Consider the following 14,133-nt stretch of genomic DNA (forward strand, 5'->3'; position numbering starts at 1 on the left):
ATGCGCCGCGTCGTTATCACTGGTCTGGGCATCGTATCGTGCCTGGGCAATGACAAAGCTACCGTCACCGAAAACCTGCGCAACAGCCGTCCGGGTATCCGCTTCAACCCGGAATACAAGGAAATGGGGCTGCGTAGCCAGGTTTCCGGGTCCATCGACCTCAACCTCGAAGAACTGATCGACCGCAAGGTTTACCGTTTCGTCGGCCATGCGGCTGCCTACGCCTACCTGGCCATGCAGGACGCGATCAAGGACGCTGGCCTGACCGAAGAGCAGGTTTCCAACCCGCGTACCGGCCTGGTGGCGGGTTCCGGCGGCGCCTCGACCCTGAACCAGATGGAAGCGCTGGACACCCTGCGTGAAAAAGGCGTCAAGCGCGTCGGTCCATACCGCGTTACCCGCACCATGGGCAGCACCGTTTCGGCATGCCTGGCCACCCCGTTCAAGATCAAGGGTATCAACTACTCGATCTCGTCGGCCTGCGCCACCTCGGCTCACTGCATCGGTACCGCACTGGAGCAGATCCAGTGGGGCAAGCAGGACATCGTCTTCGCCGGTGGTGGTGAAGAAGAGCACTGGAGCCAGTCGTTCCTGTTCGATGCCATGGGCGCCCTGTCGACCAAGCGCAACGAAACCCCTGAACTGGCCTCGCGCGCCTACGACGCTGACCGTGATGGTTTCGTCATCGCTGGCGGTGGCGGTATGGTCGTGGTTGAGGAGCTGGAACACGCCCTGGCCCGCGGCGCCAAGATCTACGCCGAAATCGTTGGCTACGGTGCGACTTCCGACGGCTACGACATGGTTGCACCGAGCGGCGAAGGCGCCATCCGCTGCATGCAGCAGGCGCTGTCCACTGTCGACACCCCGATCGACTACCTGAACACCCACGGTACCTCGACCCCGGTAGGTGACGTGGCCGAGATCAAGGGCGTGCGTGCCGTGTTCGGCGACAAGGCTCCGAAGATCAGCTCTACCAAGAGCCTGTCGGGTCACTCGCTGGGCGCTGCCGGTGTGCACGAGGCGATCTACTGCCTGCTGATGATGGAAAACAACTTCATCGCCGGCTCTGCCAACATCGACGAGCTGGATCCGGAAGTCGCCGACTTGCCAATCCTGCGTAAAACCGAAGAAAACGCCAAGATCGACACGGTCATGAGCAACAGCTTCGGCTTCGGCGGCACCAACGCCACTCTGGTGCTCAAGCGCTGGGAAGGCAAGTAAGACGCTGCCGCTGTAAATGAAAACGCCCCGACTGGTTCGGGGCGTTTTTGTTTGTGTTGCCTGTGCTGGCCTCTTCGCGGGCAAACCCACCACACAAGCCTTCAGCGCTGTGCCCACCTTGTAGGAGCGGGTTTACCCGCGAAGAGGCCAGCACAGGTCACTGCTGTACCCTGGGCAACACCGCCAGAAAGTTCTCCAGGGCCACCTTGTGCGCCACCGACTCCGGCAAGGCATCCAGAAACGGCTTGAACCCGTGCATCTGCTCCCCCAGGCTGCCAAACCGCCCCACCACATCCGAACCCAGCATGAACCGCTCCGGGTACTTCTCGACCAGCGCCAGCCATTCCTTGCGCGGCACACTCTGCTCATCCAGCAAATACGGCTGCAGCACACTCCACGACAGATCGACATACAGGTTCGGGTAGTCCTCCAGCAATCGCCTCAGTACCGGCAGTAGAAAGTCCATCTGCGTCTGGTGGCGGTGTATCTCCATGCTGGTGCCCGCATGCGCCCAAATGAATCGCGTATGCGGATGATTGCGCAGTGGCTCTTCGATCTCCGCCAGGTAGAGCGGGTTGCGCTCGCGCTTGGAGGTGATGTTGGAATGCAACAGCACGGGCAGGTCGCGCTCGGCCGCCAGGTGGTAGATACGCGTCATGGCTTCATTATTGGCACGTGGCGTGTCGCCACTGGTCAGCGCTGTCAGGTCATCATGTCGGGTGAACACCTCGCCGATGCCCTGCCAAAGGCCCGGGTACAAATCGAGCATGCGCTCGATATGGCTGACCGCATTCTTGTCCACCGGGTTGAAACCACTTAGGAACGGGTGGAAGCGCTTGCGCTGCTCACTTGGCAATTGCTGCAGCGCCGCCGCCACGTAAGTATCGGTGGCGCTGTACCAATAGGCGTCGGCGTCATCACCGGCGTAGTAGCGCGGGCGCTTGGGCTCGTCTTCGTGCCATTTCTTGGCCACCGGTATGCCTGAAATCATCGACTGCTCAACCCCGGCGGCATCCATGGCCTTGATCAGCGCCGGCATGCCTTCACTTTCCTGGAAGAAGTCCACATAGTGCAGGTGGGCATCACTGTAGCGGTACTCGCGCGCCTGGGCCGCCTGGCACAGCCAGCCGAACAACAGCACACAAGCCAGCGCTCTGGCGGTCATGGTCATCTTCCTCATGCAAGTACGAACCCAGTAGACCAGGCGGCCGCCAAGACGGTTCAGCCACGGCGGGCAAACCGCTATGCTTGAGGCACTTCCACCGTGCCTGGAGCCTTCCCCATGAGCAGCCCACTGGTCATCCACCCCCGAGCCGAGACGGTCGAGGGCCAGCCGATCCTGCGCCCGCTGCCGTCAGCCCAGTGCCGCAGCGTCGGCCCGTTCGTGTTCTTCGACCACATGCTCGAAACAGACTATGCCCCGGGGCATGGCATGGATATCCGCCAGCATCCGCATATCGGCTTGTCGACCCTGACCTACCTGTTCGAAGGCGCAATCCTGCACAAGGACAGCCTTGGCTCGGCGCAGCGGGTGCTGCCCGGTGATGTCAGCTGGATGACTGCGGGCAGCGGCGTCGCCCATGTCGAGCGCACCCCGGAAGATGGCCTGGCCCATGGGTCGCGCCTGCATGGGCTACAGGTATGGCTGGCATCGCCACGCGAGTTTGAGCAAGGCCCGGCAAGCTACAGCCATCACCCCGCCGCGAGCTTGCCCGTCAGTGACAGCCTGGGTGTACGTATCTGCATGATTGCTGGCAGCGGGTTCTGCCTGGCGTCACCGGTGCCGGTGCTGTCCCCTACCCTTTATGCGCATGTCCGGATGCAACCGGCGACCACCTTGCTGGTACCGAATGAGCATGTGCAGCGGGCGCTGTACCTGCTCGATGGTGAGTTGACGATGAACGATGAAGATGTAGAACCGTGCAGCCTGGTGGTGCTGCCGGAGGGAGAAGAGGTGACGCTGTATGCGGAGGGTGAATGCCAATTGGTACTGATTGGCGGTGCACCGCTGGATGGGCCGCGTCGGATGAACTGGAATTTCGTGGCCAGCGACCCGGAACTGATCGAGCGGGCCCGGGCCAGGTGGGCTGCGGGGGATTGGCCGGTGGTGCCGGGGGAACATTCTAGGATCGAGTTGCCTCGGTGATCAGGGCCGCTTTGCGGCCCTTCGCGGGTAAACCCGCTCCTACGCCCAATCAAGGGTGGACACATTGGTGATTGGACACAGGCCGTCGCGTAGGAGCGGGTTCACCCGCGAAGGGCTGCAAAGCAGCCCCCTGCAATCTCAGCGCTGGAACACTTCACTCAGCAGATTATGCATCGAACGGAACGCTCGCTCGGAAGTGCGTCGGTCATACTGCATCTTGCCCGGCATATTGGCATTCGGGTCGGTAAACGAGTGCACCGCGCCGCCAAAACTGAGCAACTGCCAGTCCACCTTGGCTGCGTTCATCTCATCTTCGAATGCCGGCAGCTGCTCTTTAGGCACCAATGGGTCGGAGGCACCATGCAACACCAGCACCGAGCCCTTGATGCGCTTGGCATCTTCAGGATTCGGCGTGTCCAGGGTGCCGTGGAACGACACTGCCGCACGCAGGTCGGCGCCGCTACGGGCCAGTTCCAAGGCACAGCAGCCACCGAAGCAGAAGCCGAAGGTGGCCACCTTGCCAGGCTCCAGCAACGCCTTCGACTGCCCCAGCAATTGCGCCAAGGCTTCCTGCATGCGCTTGCGCAGTTCGCCACGATCATTCTTCAGCGGCATCATCGCCACGCCTGCCTCATCGGCATTGGACGGGCGCACCGATTGCCCGTACAGGTCGGCGATCAGCACCACATAGCCCTTCTCGGCCACTTCCTTGGCAATGCGCTCGGCACCTTCGCCAATGCCCATCCAGTTCGGCGCCATCACCAGCCCTGGGCGGCCCAGCGCACCCGGCTCATAGACCAAACGGCTTTCGTAGGTCTTGCCAGACAGGTGATAAACCAGCGATTCGACGATTACTTTGCTCATCAAGCACTCCTTTGGCACTCGTCATAAAAAAGCCCGCCGAAGCGGGCTTTGCTGTGCATCAACTCAAGCAGACAGCTCGACCAGTAGCTTGTTCAGGCGACGAACGTACGCCGCAGGGTCCTTCAGGCTGTCACCGGCCGCCAGGGCCGCCTGATCGAACAGGATGTGCGACAGCTCGGCGAAACGGTCTTCACTCTGCTCGTGATCCAGCTTCTCGATCAGCGGGTGGCTCGGGTTGAACTCGAAGATCGGCTTGGACTCCGGCACTTTCTGCCCGCTGGCCTCCAGGATCTGGCGCATCTGCAGGCCCAGGTCCTGTTCGCCGATGGCCAGGATCGCCGGCGAGTCGGTCAGGCGGTGCGATACGCGTACTTCGGCCACGCTGTCACCCAGCGCACCTTTCAGTCGCTCGACCAGACCTTCCTTGTCCTTGGCGACTTCTTCCTGGGCTTTCTTGTCTTCTTCCGAATCCAGCTTGCCCAGGTCCAGGTCACCACGGGCAATATCGACAAAGGCCTTGCCGTCGAATTCGTTGAGGTAGCTCATCAGCCACTCGTCGATGCGATCAGTGAGCAGCAGCACTTCGATGCCTTTCTTGCGGAAGACTTCCAGGTGCGGGCTGTTCTTGACCTGCGCGTATGACTCGCCGGTGAGGTAATAGATCTTGTCCTGACCTTCCTTGGCGCGGGCCAGGTAGTCGGCCAGGGCGACGCTCTGCTCGCCGCTGTCGTCCTGGGTGGACGCAAAGCGCAGCAGACCGGCGATTTTCTCCTTGTTGGCGAAGTCTTCGGCCGGGCCCTCTTTCAGCACCTGACCGAAGTTTTTCCAGAAGCCCTTGTATTTCTCGGGTTCGTTCTTCGCCAGCTTCTCCAGCATGTCCAGCACGCGCTTGGTCAGCGCGGTCTTCATCGAATCGATGATCGGGTCTTTCTGCAGGATTTCACGCGACACGTTCAGCGACAGGTCGTTGGAATCGACCACACCCTTGATGAAGCGCAGGTACAGCGGCAGGAACGACTCGGCCTGGTCCATGATGAATACACGCTGCACGTACAGCTTCAGGCCGCGCGGCGCTTCGCGCTGGTAGAGGTCGAACGGCGCACGGGCCGGCACGTACAGCAGCGAGTTGTATTCGAGCTTGCCTTCGACCTTGTTGTGGCTCCAGGCCAGCGGGTTTTCGAAGTCATGGCCGATGTGCTTGTAGAACTCCTGGTACTCCTCGTCCTTCACCTCGGTGCGCGAACGGGTCCACAGGGCGCTGGCGCGGTTGACGGTTTCCCACTCTTCAGCCGGCTGCTCTTCACCTTCGGCGGCAGCCTGCTCTTTCGGCAGCTGAATCGGCAGGGCGATGTGGTCGGAGTACTTCTTGACCACGTTGCGCAGGCGCCAGCCATCGGCAAACTCCTGCTCGTCCTTCTTCAGGTGCAGGACGATACGGGTACCGCGCTGCGGTTTGTCGATGGTGGCGACTTCGAACTCGCCCTCGCCTTTCGACGACCAGTGCACACCTTCGGCCGCTGGCTGGCCCGCACGGCGGCTGTACACGTCGACCTTGTCGGCAACGATGAACGCGGAGTAGAAGCCCACGCCGAACTGACCGATCAGGTGCGAGTCCTTCTTCTGGTCACCGGTGAGGTTCTTCATGAAGTCGGCAGTGCCGGACTTGGCGATGGTGCCCAGGTGGGCAATGACGTCTTCGCGGCTCATGCCGATGCCGTTGTCCTCGAGGGTGACGGTACCGGCGTCCTTGTCGAAGCTCAGGCGAATCTTCAGGTCAGCATCGCCCTCGAACAGCTCTGGCTTGGCCAGGGCTTCGAAACGCAGCTTGTCGGCGGCGTCGGAAGCATTGGAAATCAGCTCCCGCAGGAAGATTTCCTTGTTCGAGTACAGCGAGTGAATCATGAGGTGCAGCAGTTGCTTCACCTCGGTCTGGAAGCCCAGCGTTTCCTTTTGTGTTTCCACAGTCATGGTCTTCGAAACTCCGATCTGATGGCGTTGGCGCCTGGCGGCCGGTTCGGCCAGCGTTAACGGCGGATGTCATGCAGATGGGGGCTGCCCGGATGATTTCAAGGGCTTTTCCGGTTCGATCTTGAAATGCGCACGGGCCGTGGCAATCGGCGACTGCCTGTCGCCCTGCCAGGCGGTGATGGCCACGTTGGTCACACGCCGGCCCTGGCGCCACAGCTGGCACTGGGCGTAGGTATCGCGAAAGTGCCCGGCGCGCAGGTAGTCGATGGAAAAGTCGATGATCTTCGGAATGCTTGCGCTCTCGCTGTAGATCAGCAGGTACAGCGCGGCCGACAGCTCCATGAAGCCGGCAATCACGCCGCCATGGATGGCCGGTAGCAGTGGGTTGCCGATATTGTCCGGGCTGGCCGGCAGGCGGAACAACAGGTCATCGCCCTGACGCTCGCATTCGATGCCGATCAGCCCGGCATAGGGAATCAGTGCCAGCAATGGTCGATAGTCGCCCACCGCATGGGCGGCGTTGAGCTGCTGGCGCACCGCGTGCGGAATCATGCCTTGCCCTCCTTCAGACTGTCGCCGAAACGGATGCCGCCCTTGATGTCCTGGCCCAGGCGCATGAACGTGCCCACCACCTGGCAGATGGGCTGGTCGGGGTCGTCCTGATAGGCGGTGCCACGGGTGAAGATCACGTCGCGGGTAACACGGTAGCACTGGGCGTGGCCATAGATGTCCTTGCCGGCCTCAGCCGGGTGCATGTAGTCGATGCGCAGGTCCAACGTCGGGCACACTTCGAAGCGCGGCAGCACACACAACGTGGCCATGCCACAGGTGGTGTCCATCAGCGTGGTCAGCGCACCGCCGTGCACGGCACCGGTTTGCGGGTTGCCGACAATCGCCGGCGACCACGGCAGGACCAGGGTCATGCCATTGCCATCAGCCTGCGCCACGCGCATCTGCAACAACTGACAATGTTTTAACGCCGTGAGAAAGCGCTCGGCCATTGCCATCAAGGTTGAATCGCTCATCGGCTGTTCCCATCGGCCGCAGGGCAGCGGCATAAATTCGTTAAAAAGTCCATGTAGAACGGGACGTTATATATCTGTAATCTTCGTTGAACTTATTCCGCGTAGTTGTACTCGAAGGAACAAGTCACTTATTCCACCAAGGAGAAACACCCCCATGCGTAAACCTTTTGCTTTTGCTCTGATGCTGGCCGCTGCCATGGGCCTGGCTGCTTGCGATAAAGCGAGCGAAGACAAAGCCCAGGACGCACAGCAACACGCCGAGCAAGCCCAGGAAAAAATGGGTGAAGCTCAGGATAAGATGAACGAAGCCGCCGAGGAAAACGCCGAAGCTGCCAAAGATCAGGCCGAAGCCGAGCAGAAGGCTGCCGAAGAAGCCGCTCCGGCTACTCCGGCTCCAACTACACCGGCAGAACCTGCCAAGCAGTAATTGGCTAAAACAAAAAAACCCGACGATGTCGGGTTTTTTTGTGCCTGCGAACTTTCGATTAATCGTTTCAGCTGGAGACAACCGAGCTTTCCTTGGCCGGCTCCGACAGTACACTTTCGGTCGGCGTGAACACCATCACATCGAGTACATCCGAATGGAACTCTCGACGGTACAGAATCAGCACTACGCCCACACTCATCGCCATGAACAACCATGGGCTGATAAACCAGCTCAACATGGCCATGCCGAAGTAATACGAACGCAGCCCCAGGTTGAACTGGTTAGCCGCCAACGACAATACCCGCGCCGCGCGGGAGGCGAACGCCTTGCGCTCCAGCTCATTGACCAGCCGTTCGCCGATCATAGGTGCCGAGCCCACCAGCACGGCGGCAAAGTTGTATTGGCGCATGCACCAGCTGAACGTGAAGAAGGCGTAGACAAATACCATGGCCAGGCACAGCAGCTTGATCTCCGACATGCCCTGGGATGTTTGCTGAACCAGCGGCAGGTCGGCCAGCAACGACAGTGCCCGGTCGGAGGCACCGAGCACGGTGAGGATGCCAGCCAGAATGATCAGGGTGCTGGAGGCAAAGAACGAAGCGTTGCGCTCCAGGTTACCGATCACGCTGGCATCGGCGATGCGGTTGTCGCGCAGCAGCATGCGGCGCATCCAGTCTTCGCGGTACAAGTGCAGCACGCTGGCCAGGCACGCGGTGTCGCGCCCCTTCCAGATCGCATAGCGGGTATAGCCACCCCAGCACAGGGCGAACCAGGCGATGGCCAGCAGGTTGTTGAGGTTGCTTTGGATGAAGTTCATGCAGGGTTACCGAAAGGGCCATGTGCCTAAAGGATAGGGACCGGATTTCGACGCTGGCAAGCGGCAAAAGGCACACCTGCACACTGAAAAATACCTTACCTGCTGCGAAGAGGCCGAAACCGGCAAACAGCAAAAAGCCCCGCATCCTTTCGGATACGGGGCTCTCTTGTTTTCACCCTTGGCGGGCACCCTTCGGCTTGTGGCCGGTGCCGCCCTCAGGCTTCAACTTGTCCAGTCAGGCCAGCGCCTCGCGCGGCTTGCCGAGCATGCGGTCGCAGGCCACGGCACCCACCAGGGTCACCACCGAAGGTACCAGCCAGGCCATGCCGGCATCACTCAATGGCAGGTGCGCCATGAAGTCTGGCAACACGTGGGCAAGGCTGCTGCCCTTGATCGCATCGACCATACCGAACAGCAGCGAGACCAGCATCACGGGCGCCAGGATGCGCGTTGGCGAGTTCCACAGGTCTTTCACGAAGCTCAGGCCAACCACCACGATGCACGGCGGATAGATGGCGGTGAGCACCGGGATCGAGAACATGATCAGCTTGGTCAGGCCAAGGTTGGAAATCAGCAGCGAGAAGCCGGCAAGGATCACCACCAGCGCGCGGTAGGACAGCGGCAGGATCTGGCTGAAGTACTCGGCGCAGGCACAGGTCAGGCCAACCGCGGTCACCAGGCAGGCCAGCGCGATCAGCACGGCGAGGAAGCCGCTGCCCAGGGAGCCGAAGGTGTGCTGTACGTAGGCATGCAGCACCGCCGCACCGTTGGTGGCGTCAGCCGCGATGTCGTGGCTGGTGGCACCCAGGCGGAACAGGCTGATGTAGACCAGGGCCAGCCCGACACCGGCGATCAGGCCGGCGATGATGGCGTAGCGGGTAATCAGCCTCGGCGACTCGACACCGCGCGAGCGAATGGCATTGACAATGACGATACCGAACACCAGGGCACCCAGGGTATCCATGGTCAGGTAGCCATCGGAGAAGCCCTTGGAGAACGCAGCGGCGGCATAGGCAGGCTGTGCGTCACCAATGCTACCGGCGGGCAGCGCGAAGGCAGCGATGCCCAGTACTGCCAGGGCAATGATCTTCAACGGTGCCAGGAAGCGGCCCACGGTGTCGAGCAACTTGCCAGGGTACATGGACACGGCCAGCACGACGATGAAGTACACCAGGCTGTAGATGAACAGCGCCAGCGGGCTTTCACCGGTCAGCGGTGCAACGCCCACTTCGAACGACACGGTGGCCGTACGCGGGGTGGCGAACAATGGGCCGACCGACAGGTAGCACACGGCTGCCAGCAGGCCGCCGAAGAACTTGCCGATCGGGCTGCTCAGTGCATCCATGCCGCCACCGACCTTGGCCAGAGCGACCACCGTGATGACCGGCAGGCCCACGGCAGTGACCAGGAAGCCCAAGGCCGCCATCCAGACGTGCGGGCCAGACTGCAGGCCGACGATAGGCGGGAAGATGATATTGCCTGCACCCACGAAAAGCGCAAACGTCATAAAGCCAAGCGCCAGGATATCCTGGCCTTTGAGAACTTTCATTTAAGGTAGTACCACACTGCTGAAATCGGGATTCGAGAGGGGATTTCCCTTTGGGTAAGGGGAAATGCTGCCCGGCTTGATAGGCCAGACCCGTTTAGCGTGTCGTTCCCTTTTGGGGTACGGGCACAGAGTGAACGCGTAATGTAACTGGTTTGTCAGTCAAACGCACTGGCACAGTGCTGCTTGTCCGATGTGCGTACATGTTTGTCGTCTGTGTGACCGAGGACGGCAGGTATTATCCTCGGATTGAAACATTCGTCTGCGTGAAAATTCCTATCAAACCTATCGAAGAATCTCTATTGCCAGCACCGGCCTCTTCGCGGGTAAACCCGCTCCTACGAACCCCACATACGACAAAGGCCACCCGAAGGTGGCCTCTGTGCGCGTGGGGGGTGTAGCAGTATTACTTCTTGGCTTCCCAGCCAGTCAGCTCGGCCAGGGCCTTGCCGATGTCAGCCAGGGAACGCACGGTTTTCACACCCGCGTCCTGCAGGGCGGCGAACTTCTCGTCCGCAGTGCCCTTGCCGCCGGAGATGATGGCGCCAGCGTGGCCCATGCGCTTGCCCGCAGGTGCAGTAACACCGGCGATGTAGGAAACGACAGGCTTGGTGACGTGGGCCTTGATGTAGGCCGCAGCTTCTTCTTCAGCCGAACCGCCGATCTCACCGATCATCACGATCGCTTCGGTCTTCGGGTCTTCCTGGAACAGCTTCAGGATGTCGATGAAGTTGGAGCCCGGGATCGGGTCACCGCCGATGCCGACGCAGGTCGACTGGCCGAAGCCGGCGTCGGTGGTCTGCTTCACAGCTTCGTAGGTCAGGGTGCCGGAACGCGAAACGATACCGACCTTGCCTGGCAAGTGGATGTGGCCTGGCATGATGCCGATCTTGCACTCGCCCGGGGTGATGACACCTGGGCAGTTAGGGCCGATCAGGGTCACGCCCAGCTCGTCGCACTTGACCTTGGCATCCAGCATGTCCAGGGTAGGAATGCCTTCGGTGATGCAGACGATCAGCTTGATGCCGCCAAAGGCAGCTTCCAGGATCGAGTCTTTGCAGAACGGAGCCGGTACGTAGATGACCGAAGCGTCAGCGCCGGTAGCTTCCACGGCTTCCTTGACGGTGTTGAACACCGGCAGGCCCAGGTGGGTGGTGCCACCCTTGCCTGGGGTTACGCCGCCGACCATCTTGGTGCCGTAGGCAATGGCCTGTTCGGAGTGGAAAGTACCCTGCGAGCCGGTGAAGCCCTGGCAGATGACTTTGGTATCTTTATTGATCAGGACGCTCATTACTTGCCCTCCGCAGCTTTGACAACTTGTTGAGCAGCGTCGGTCAGGCTGGTTGCCGCAATGATGTTCAAACCGCTTTCTGCCAGTACTTTAGCGCCCAGTTCGGCGTTGTTGCCTTCGAGGCGAACGACGACCGGAACTTTTACGCCGACTTCTTTCACCGCACCGATGATGCCTTCGGCAATCATGTCGCAGCGAACGATGCCGCCGAAGATGTTGACCAGAACGGCCGCGACATTGCTGTCGGACAGAATGATCTTGAACGCTTCGGTAACGCGCTCTTTGGTAGCACCGCCGCCAACGTCGAGGAAGTTGGCCGGCTTGCCGCCGTGCAGGTTGACGATGTCCATGGTACCCATGGCCAGGCCGGCACCGTTGACCATGCAGCCGATGTTGCCTTCAAGGGCAACGTAGTTCAGTTCGAACTTGGCAGCGTGGGCTTCACGGGCGTCGTCCTGCGACGGGTCGTGGAAGGTTTTCAGCTTCGGCTGACGGTACATGGCGTTGGCGTCGATGTTGATCTTGGCATCGAGGCAGTGCAGGTCGCCATCGGCCTTGATCACCAGCGGGTTCACTTCCAGCAGCGCCAGGTCATGATCCTTGAACAGCTTGGCCAGGCCAACGAAGATCTTGGCAAACTGTTGAACTTGCTTGCCTTCCAAGCCCAGCTGGAAAGCCAGCTCGCGACCCTGGAACGGCTGAGCGCCGACCAGTGGGTCGATGGTGGCCTTGAGGATTTTCTCAGGCGTTTCGTGAGCGACTTTCTCGATGTCCACGCCACCTTCGGTGGAAGCCATGAACACGATACGGCGGCTCGAACGATCGACTACAGCGCCCAGGTACAGCTCTTTGGCGATGTCAGTGCAGGATTCGACCAGAATCTTGGAGACGGGTTGACCGTTGGCATCGGTCTGGTAGGTGACCAGATTCTTGCCCAACCACTGTGCAGCGAACGCCTTGGCGTCTTCCTTGCTGCGAACCAGCTTTACGCCGCCCGCTTTACCGCGACCACCCGCGTGAACCTGGGCTTTTACAACCCACTCGTTCCCGCCGATCTTGTCGCAGGCTTCTGCAGCTTGCTCAGGGGTATCGACTGCGAAACCCTTGGAAACTGGCAGGCCGTACTCAGCGAACAGCTGCTTACCCTGATACTCGTGAAGATTCATGCTTTTTACCGTCTTCGTTAGGTACTGCGCTTCGGCGCTGCGCCATCAGTGGCGCCGCACCACCTGTGACCGTTGACCCCGGGTTTCCCGTGTGATCCGGTCCGGCGGACTTTCCGCGGTGAGTCATGCACGCAAGACTCACGACGGGCAGCCCGCCGTGGTTTCTTATAATTAACGCTTCTTACGGTTGGCCACGTGAATGGCGCCGCCATTCACCGCCAGCGCTGCTTCATGCAACGCTTCGGACAGGGTTGGATGGCTGAAGACCATCATGCCCAGATCCTCGGCACTGGTGCCGAATTCCATTGCGATTGCGCCCTGCTGCACCAGTTCGGCAGCCGATGGGCCAATCACGTGAACACCCAGAACGCGGTCGGTCTTGGCATCGGCGATGACCTTGACGAAACCACCGGTGTCGTTGGCAGCCATCGCACGGCCGCTGGCCGCGAACGGGAAGGTGCCCACGTTAACCTCAACGCCCTCGGCCTTCAAGGCCTGTTCGGTCTTGCCGACCCACGCGATTTCCGGGTGGGTGTAGATGACCGAAGGGATCAGGTCGTAGTTCATCTGGGCCTTGTGGCCCTTGATGCGCTCAACGACCATGATGCCCTCTTCCGAAGCCTTGTGGGCCAGCATCATGCCGCGTACCACGTCACCAATGGCGTACACGCCCGGAACGCTGGTGGCGCAGTAATCGTCGACGAAGATGTAGCCACGCTCGTCGATGGTCACGCCGCTGTCGGAAGCCAGCAGATCGGTAGTCACCGGGCGACGGCCGACTGCAACAATCAGCTTGTCGAAGGTGATCTTCTGCTCGCCTTCGGCGTTGGTGTAGGTCACTTCGACTTCATTGCCGTTGACTTTCGAGCCGGTGACGCGAGCGCCCAGCTTGATGTCCAGGCCTTGCTTGGTCAGGGTCTTCTGGGCTTCTTTCGACACGGCGGTGTCGGCAGCCATCAGGAAGGTGTCCAGGGCTTCAAGGACGGTCACTTCAGCACCCAGGCGAGCCCATACCGAGCCCAGCTCCAGGCCGATCACGCCTGCACCGATAACGCCCAGGCGCTTCGGTACGGCCTGGAATTCCAGGGCGCCGGTGGAGTCGACGATGACGTTCTGGTCGACCGGGGCCGGCGGAATGTCGATCGGGCGCGAGCCGGAAGCCAGGATCACGTTCTCGGCTTCGATGACTTCGGTGGTGCCGTCAGCCTTGGTGACTTCGACTTTCTTGCCGGCCAGCAGCTTGCCGTGGCCCTGGATCGAAGTGACGCCGTTGGCCTTGAACAGGGTGGCAACGCCACCGGTCAGGTTCTTGACGATACCGGCCTTGCGGCCAACCATCGCGGCGACGTCCATCTTCACTTCGCCAGTGGAGATACCGTGGACGTTGAAGCTCTCTTTGGCTTCCTTGTACTTCCAGGAGCTGTCCAACAGCGCCTTGGAAGGAATGCAACCTACGTTCAGGCAGGTGCCGCCCAGGGCCAGTTTGCCCTCGGCGTCGGTGTACTTCTCGATACAGGCAGTCTTCAGACCAAGTTGGGCAGCCTTGATGGCAGCCACATAGCCGCCTGGGCCTGCACCGATTACCACTACGTCGAATTTCTGGGTCATAAAAGATTCCTTATCAGCTACAAGCTACAAGCCGCGAACCGCGCGGCCTGGCTT

13 protein-coding genes are annotated in these 14,133 nt (G+C 60.7%); 3 read left to right on the top strand and 10 right to left on the bottom strand.

Annotated elements, in window-relative coordinates:
- Nucleotides 1-1,221 carry a beta-ketoacyl-ACP synthase I gene (gene fabB / locus FQ668_RS19820; protein WP_003251511.1) on the top strand — a complete coding sequence of 407 codons (1,221 nt, stop codon included), beginning with the start codon at nt 1-3 and terminating at the stop codon, nt 1,219-1,221.
- Between the two features lie 157 nt (nt 1,222-1,378).
- Here fabB and FQ668_RS19825 read toward each other — a convergent pair whose 3' ends face one another.
- A complete protein-coding gene (locus FQ668_RS19825) occupies nt 1,379-2,386 on the bottom strand; it encodes an amidohydrolase family protein (protein ID WP_019437945.1) in 1,008 nt (335 codons plus the stop codon).
- 117 nt (nt 2,387-2,503) lie between these two features.
- On the opposite strand from FQ668_RS19825, the gene FQ668_RS19830 reads away from it, so the two are divergent.
- Nucleotides 2,504-3,367 carry a pirin family protein gene (locus FQ668_RS19830; protein WP_014590275.1) on the top strand — a complete coding sequence of 288 codons (864 nt, stop codon included), beginning with the start codon at nt 2,504-2,506 and terminating at the stop codon, nt 3,365-3,367.
- 138 nt (nt 3,368-3,505) lie between these two features.
- Here the strand turns inward: FQ668_RS19830 and FQ668_RS19835 are convergent, their stop codons facing one another.
- The 4 genes from FQ668_RS19835 to FQ668_RS19850 all read right to left on the bottom strand — a co-directional run bounded on the left by FQ668_RS19835 (nt 3,506) and on the right by FQ668_RS19850 (nt 7,224).
- Entirely contained in the window at nt 3,506-4,231 is a 726-nt protein-coding gene (locus FQ668_RS19835) for a dienelactone hydrolase family protein (RefSeq protein WP_014590274.1), read from the bottom strand.
- Nucleotides 4,232-4,294: 63 nt separating this feature from the next.
- The gene (gene htpG / locus FQ668_RS19840; protein WP_014590273.1) at nt 4,295-6,199 is read right to left on the bottom strand and encodes a molecular chaperone HtpG; all 1,905 of its coding nucleotides are present in this window, start codon (nt 6,197-6,199) and stop codon (nt 4,295-4,297) included.
- Between the two features lie 69 nt (nt 6,200-6,268).
- Nucleotides 6,269-6,751 (bottom strand): PaaI family thioesterase, encoded by a 483-nt coding sequence (locus FQ668_RS19845; RefSeq protein ID WP_014590272.1) that lies wholly within the window; start codon nt 6,749-6,751, stop codon nt 6,269-6,271.
- Nucleotides 6,748-7,224 carry a PaaI family thioesterase gene (locus FQ668_RS19850; RefSeq protein WP_014590271.1) on the bottom strand — a complete coding sequence of 159 codons (477 nt, stop codon included), beginning with the start codon at nt 7,222-7,224 and terminating at the stop codon, nt 6,748-6,750. Before FQ668_RS19850 ends, FQ668_RS19845 begins: the two co-directional genes overlap by 4 nt.
- Nucleotides 7,225-7,378: 154 nt before the next feature.
- On the opposite strand from FQ668_RS19850, the gene FQ668_RS19855 reads away from it, so the two are divergent.
- Nucleotides 7,379-7,651: a hypothetical protein gene (locus FQ668_RS19855; RefSeq protein WP_019437947.1), complete on the top strand. Its 273-nt coding sequence runs from the start codon at nt 7,379-7,381 to the stop codon at nt 7,649-7,651.
- Nucleotides 7,652-7,718: 67 nt separating this feature from the next.
- Here FQ668_RS19855 and FQ668_RS19860 read toward each other — a convergent pair whose 3' ends face one another.
- From FQ668_RS19860 to lpdA, 5 genes are all read right to left on the bottom strand, one after another.
- Nucleotides 7,719-8,468, bottom strand: coding sequence for a DUF599 domain-containing protein (locus FQ668_RS19860; protein ID WP_019437948.1), 750 nt, complete (start codon nt 8,466-8,468; stop codon nt 7,719-7,721).
- Between the two features lie 235 nt (nt 8,469-8,703).
- A complete protein-coding gene (brnQ, locus tag FQ668_RS19865) occupies nt 8,704-10,017 on the bottom strand; it encodes a branched-chain amino acid transport system II carrier protein (RefSeq protein ID WP_010954948.1) in 1,314 nt (437 codons plus the stop codon).
- Between the two features lie 403 nt (nt 10,018-10,420).
- Entirely contained in the window at nt 10,421-11,305 is an 885-nt protein-coding gene (sucD, locus tag FQ668_RS19870; RefSeq protein ID WP_003254203.1) for a succinate--CoA ligase subunit alpha, read from the bottom strand.
- A complete protein-coding gene (gene sucC / locus FQ668_RS19875) occupies nt 11,305-12,471 on the bottom strand; it encodes an ADP-forming succinate--CoA ligase subunit beta (RefSeq protein ID WP_003254205.1) in 1,167 nt (388 codons plus the stop codon). Before sucC ends, sucD begins: the two co-directional genes overlap by 1 nt.
- Nucleotides 12,472-12,642: 171 nt before the next feature.
- Nucleotides 12,643-14,079, bottom strand: coding sequence for a dihydrolipoyl dehydrogenase (lpdA, locus tag FQ668_RS19880; protein ID WP_010954949.1), 1,437 nt, complete (start codon nt 14,077-14,079; stop codon nt 12,643-12,645).
- Nucleotides 14,080-14,133 lie beyond the last annotated feature (54 nt).

The organism is Pseudomonas sp. Kh14 (assembly GCF_900291005.1).
GTDB lineage: Bacteria > Pseudomonadota > Gammaproteobacteria > Pseudomonadales > Pseudomonadaceae > Aquipseudomonas > Aquipseudomonas alloputida.

Coding starts and splice junctions, on each gene's coding strand:
- fabB (WP_003251511.1), top strand. CDS start 1: ATGCGCCGCGTCGTTATCACTGGTCTGGGCATCGTATCGTGCCTGGGC.
- FQ668_RS19825 (WP_019437945.1), bottom strand. CDS start 2,386: ATGACCGCCAGAGCGCTGGCTTGTGTGCTGTTGTTCGGCTGGCTGTGC.
- FQ668_RS19830 (WP_014590275.1), top strand. CDS start 2,504: ATGAGCAGCCCACTGGTCATCCACCCCCGAGCCGAGACGGTCGAGGGC.
- FQ668_RS19835 (WP_014590274.1), bottom strand. CDS start 4,231: ATGAGCAAAGTAATCGTCGAATCGCTGGTTTATCACCTGTCTGGCAAG.
- htpG (WP_014590273.1), bottom strand. CDS start 6,199: ATGACTGTGGAAACACAAAAGGAAACGCTGGGCTTCCAGACCGAGGTG.
- FQ668_RS19845 (WP_014590272.1), bottom strand. CDS start 6,751: ATGATTCCGCACGCGGTGCGCCAGCAGCTCAACGCCGCCCATGCGGTG.
- FQ668_RS19850 (WP_014590271.1), bottom strand. CDS start 7,224: ATGAGCGATTCAACCTTGATGGCAATGGCCGAGCGCTTTCTCACGGCG.
- FQ668_RS19855 (WP_019437947.1), top strand. CDS start 7,379: ATGCGTAAACCTTTTGCTTTTGCTCTGATGCTGGCCGCTGCCATGGGC.
- FQ668_RS19860 (WP_019437948.1), bottom strand. CDS start 8,468: ATGAACTTCATCCAAAGCAACCTCAACAACCTGCTGGCCATCGCCTGG.
- brnQ (WP_010954948.1), bottom strand. CDS start 10,017: ATGAAAGTTCTCAAAGGCCAGGATATCCTGGCGCTTGGCTTTATGACG.
- sucD (WP_003254203.1), bottom strand. CDS start 11,305: ATGAGCGTCCTGATCAATAAAGATACCAAAGTCATCTGCCAGGGCTTC.
- sucC (WP_003254205.1), bottom strand. CDS start 12,471: ATGAATCTTCACGAGTATCAGGGTAAGCAGCTGTTCGCTGAGTACGGC.
- lpdA (WP_010954949.1), bottom strand. CDS start 14,079: ATGACCCAGAAATTCGACGTAGTGGTAATCGGTGCAGGCCCAGGCGGC.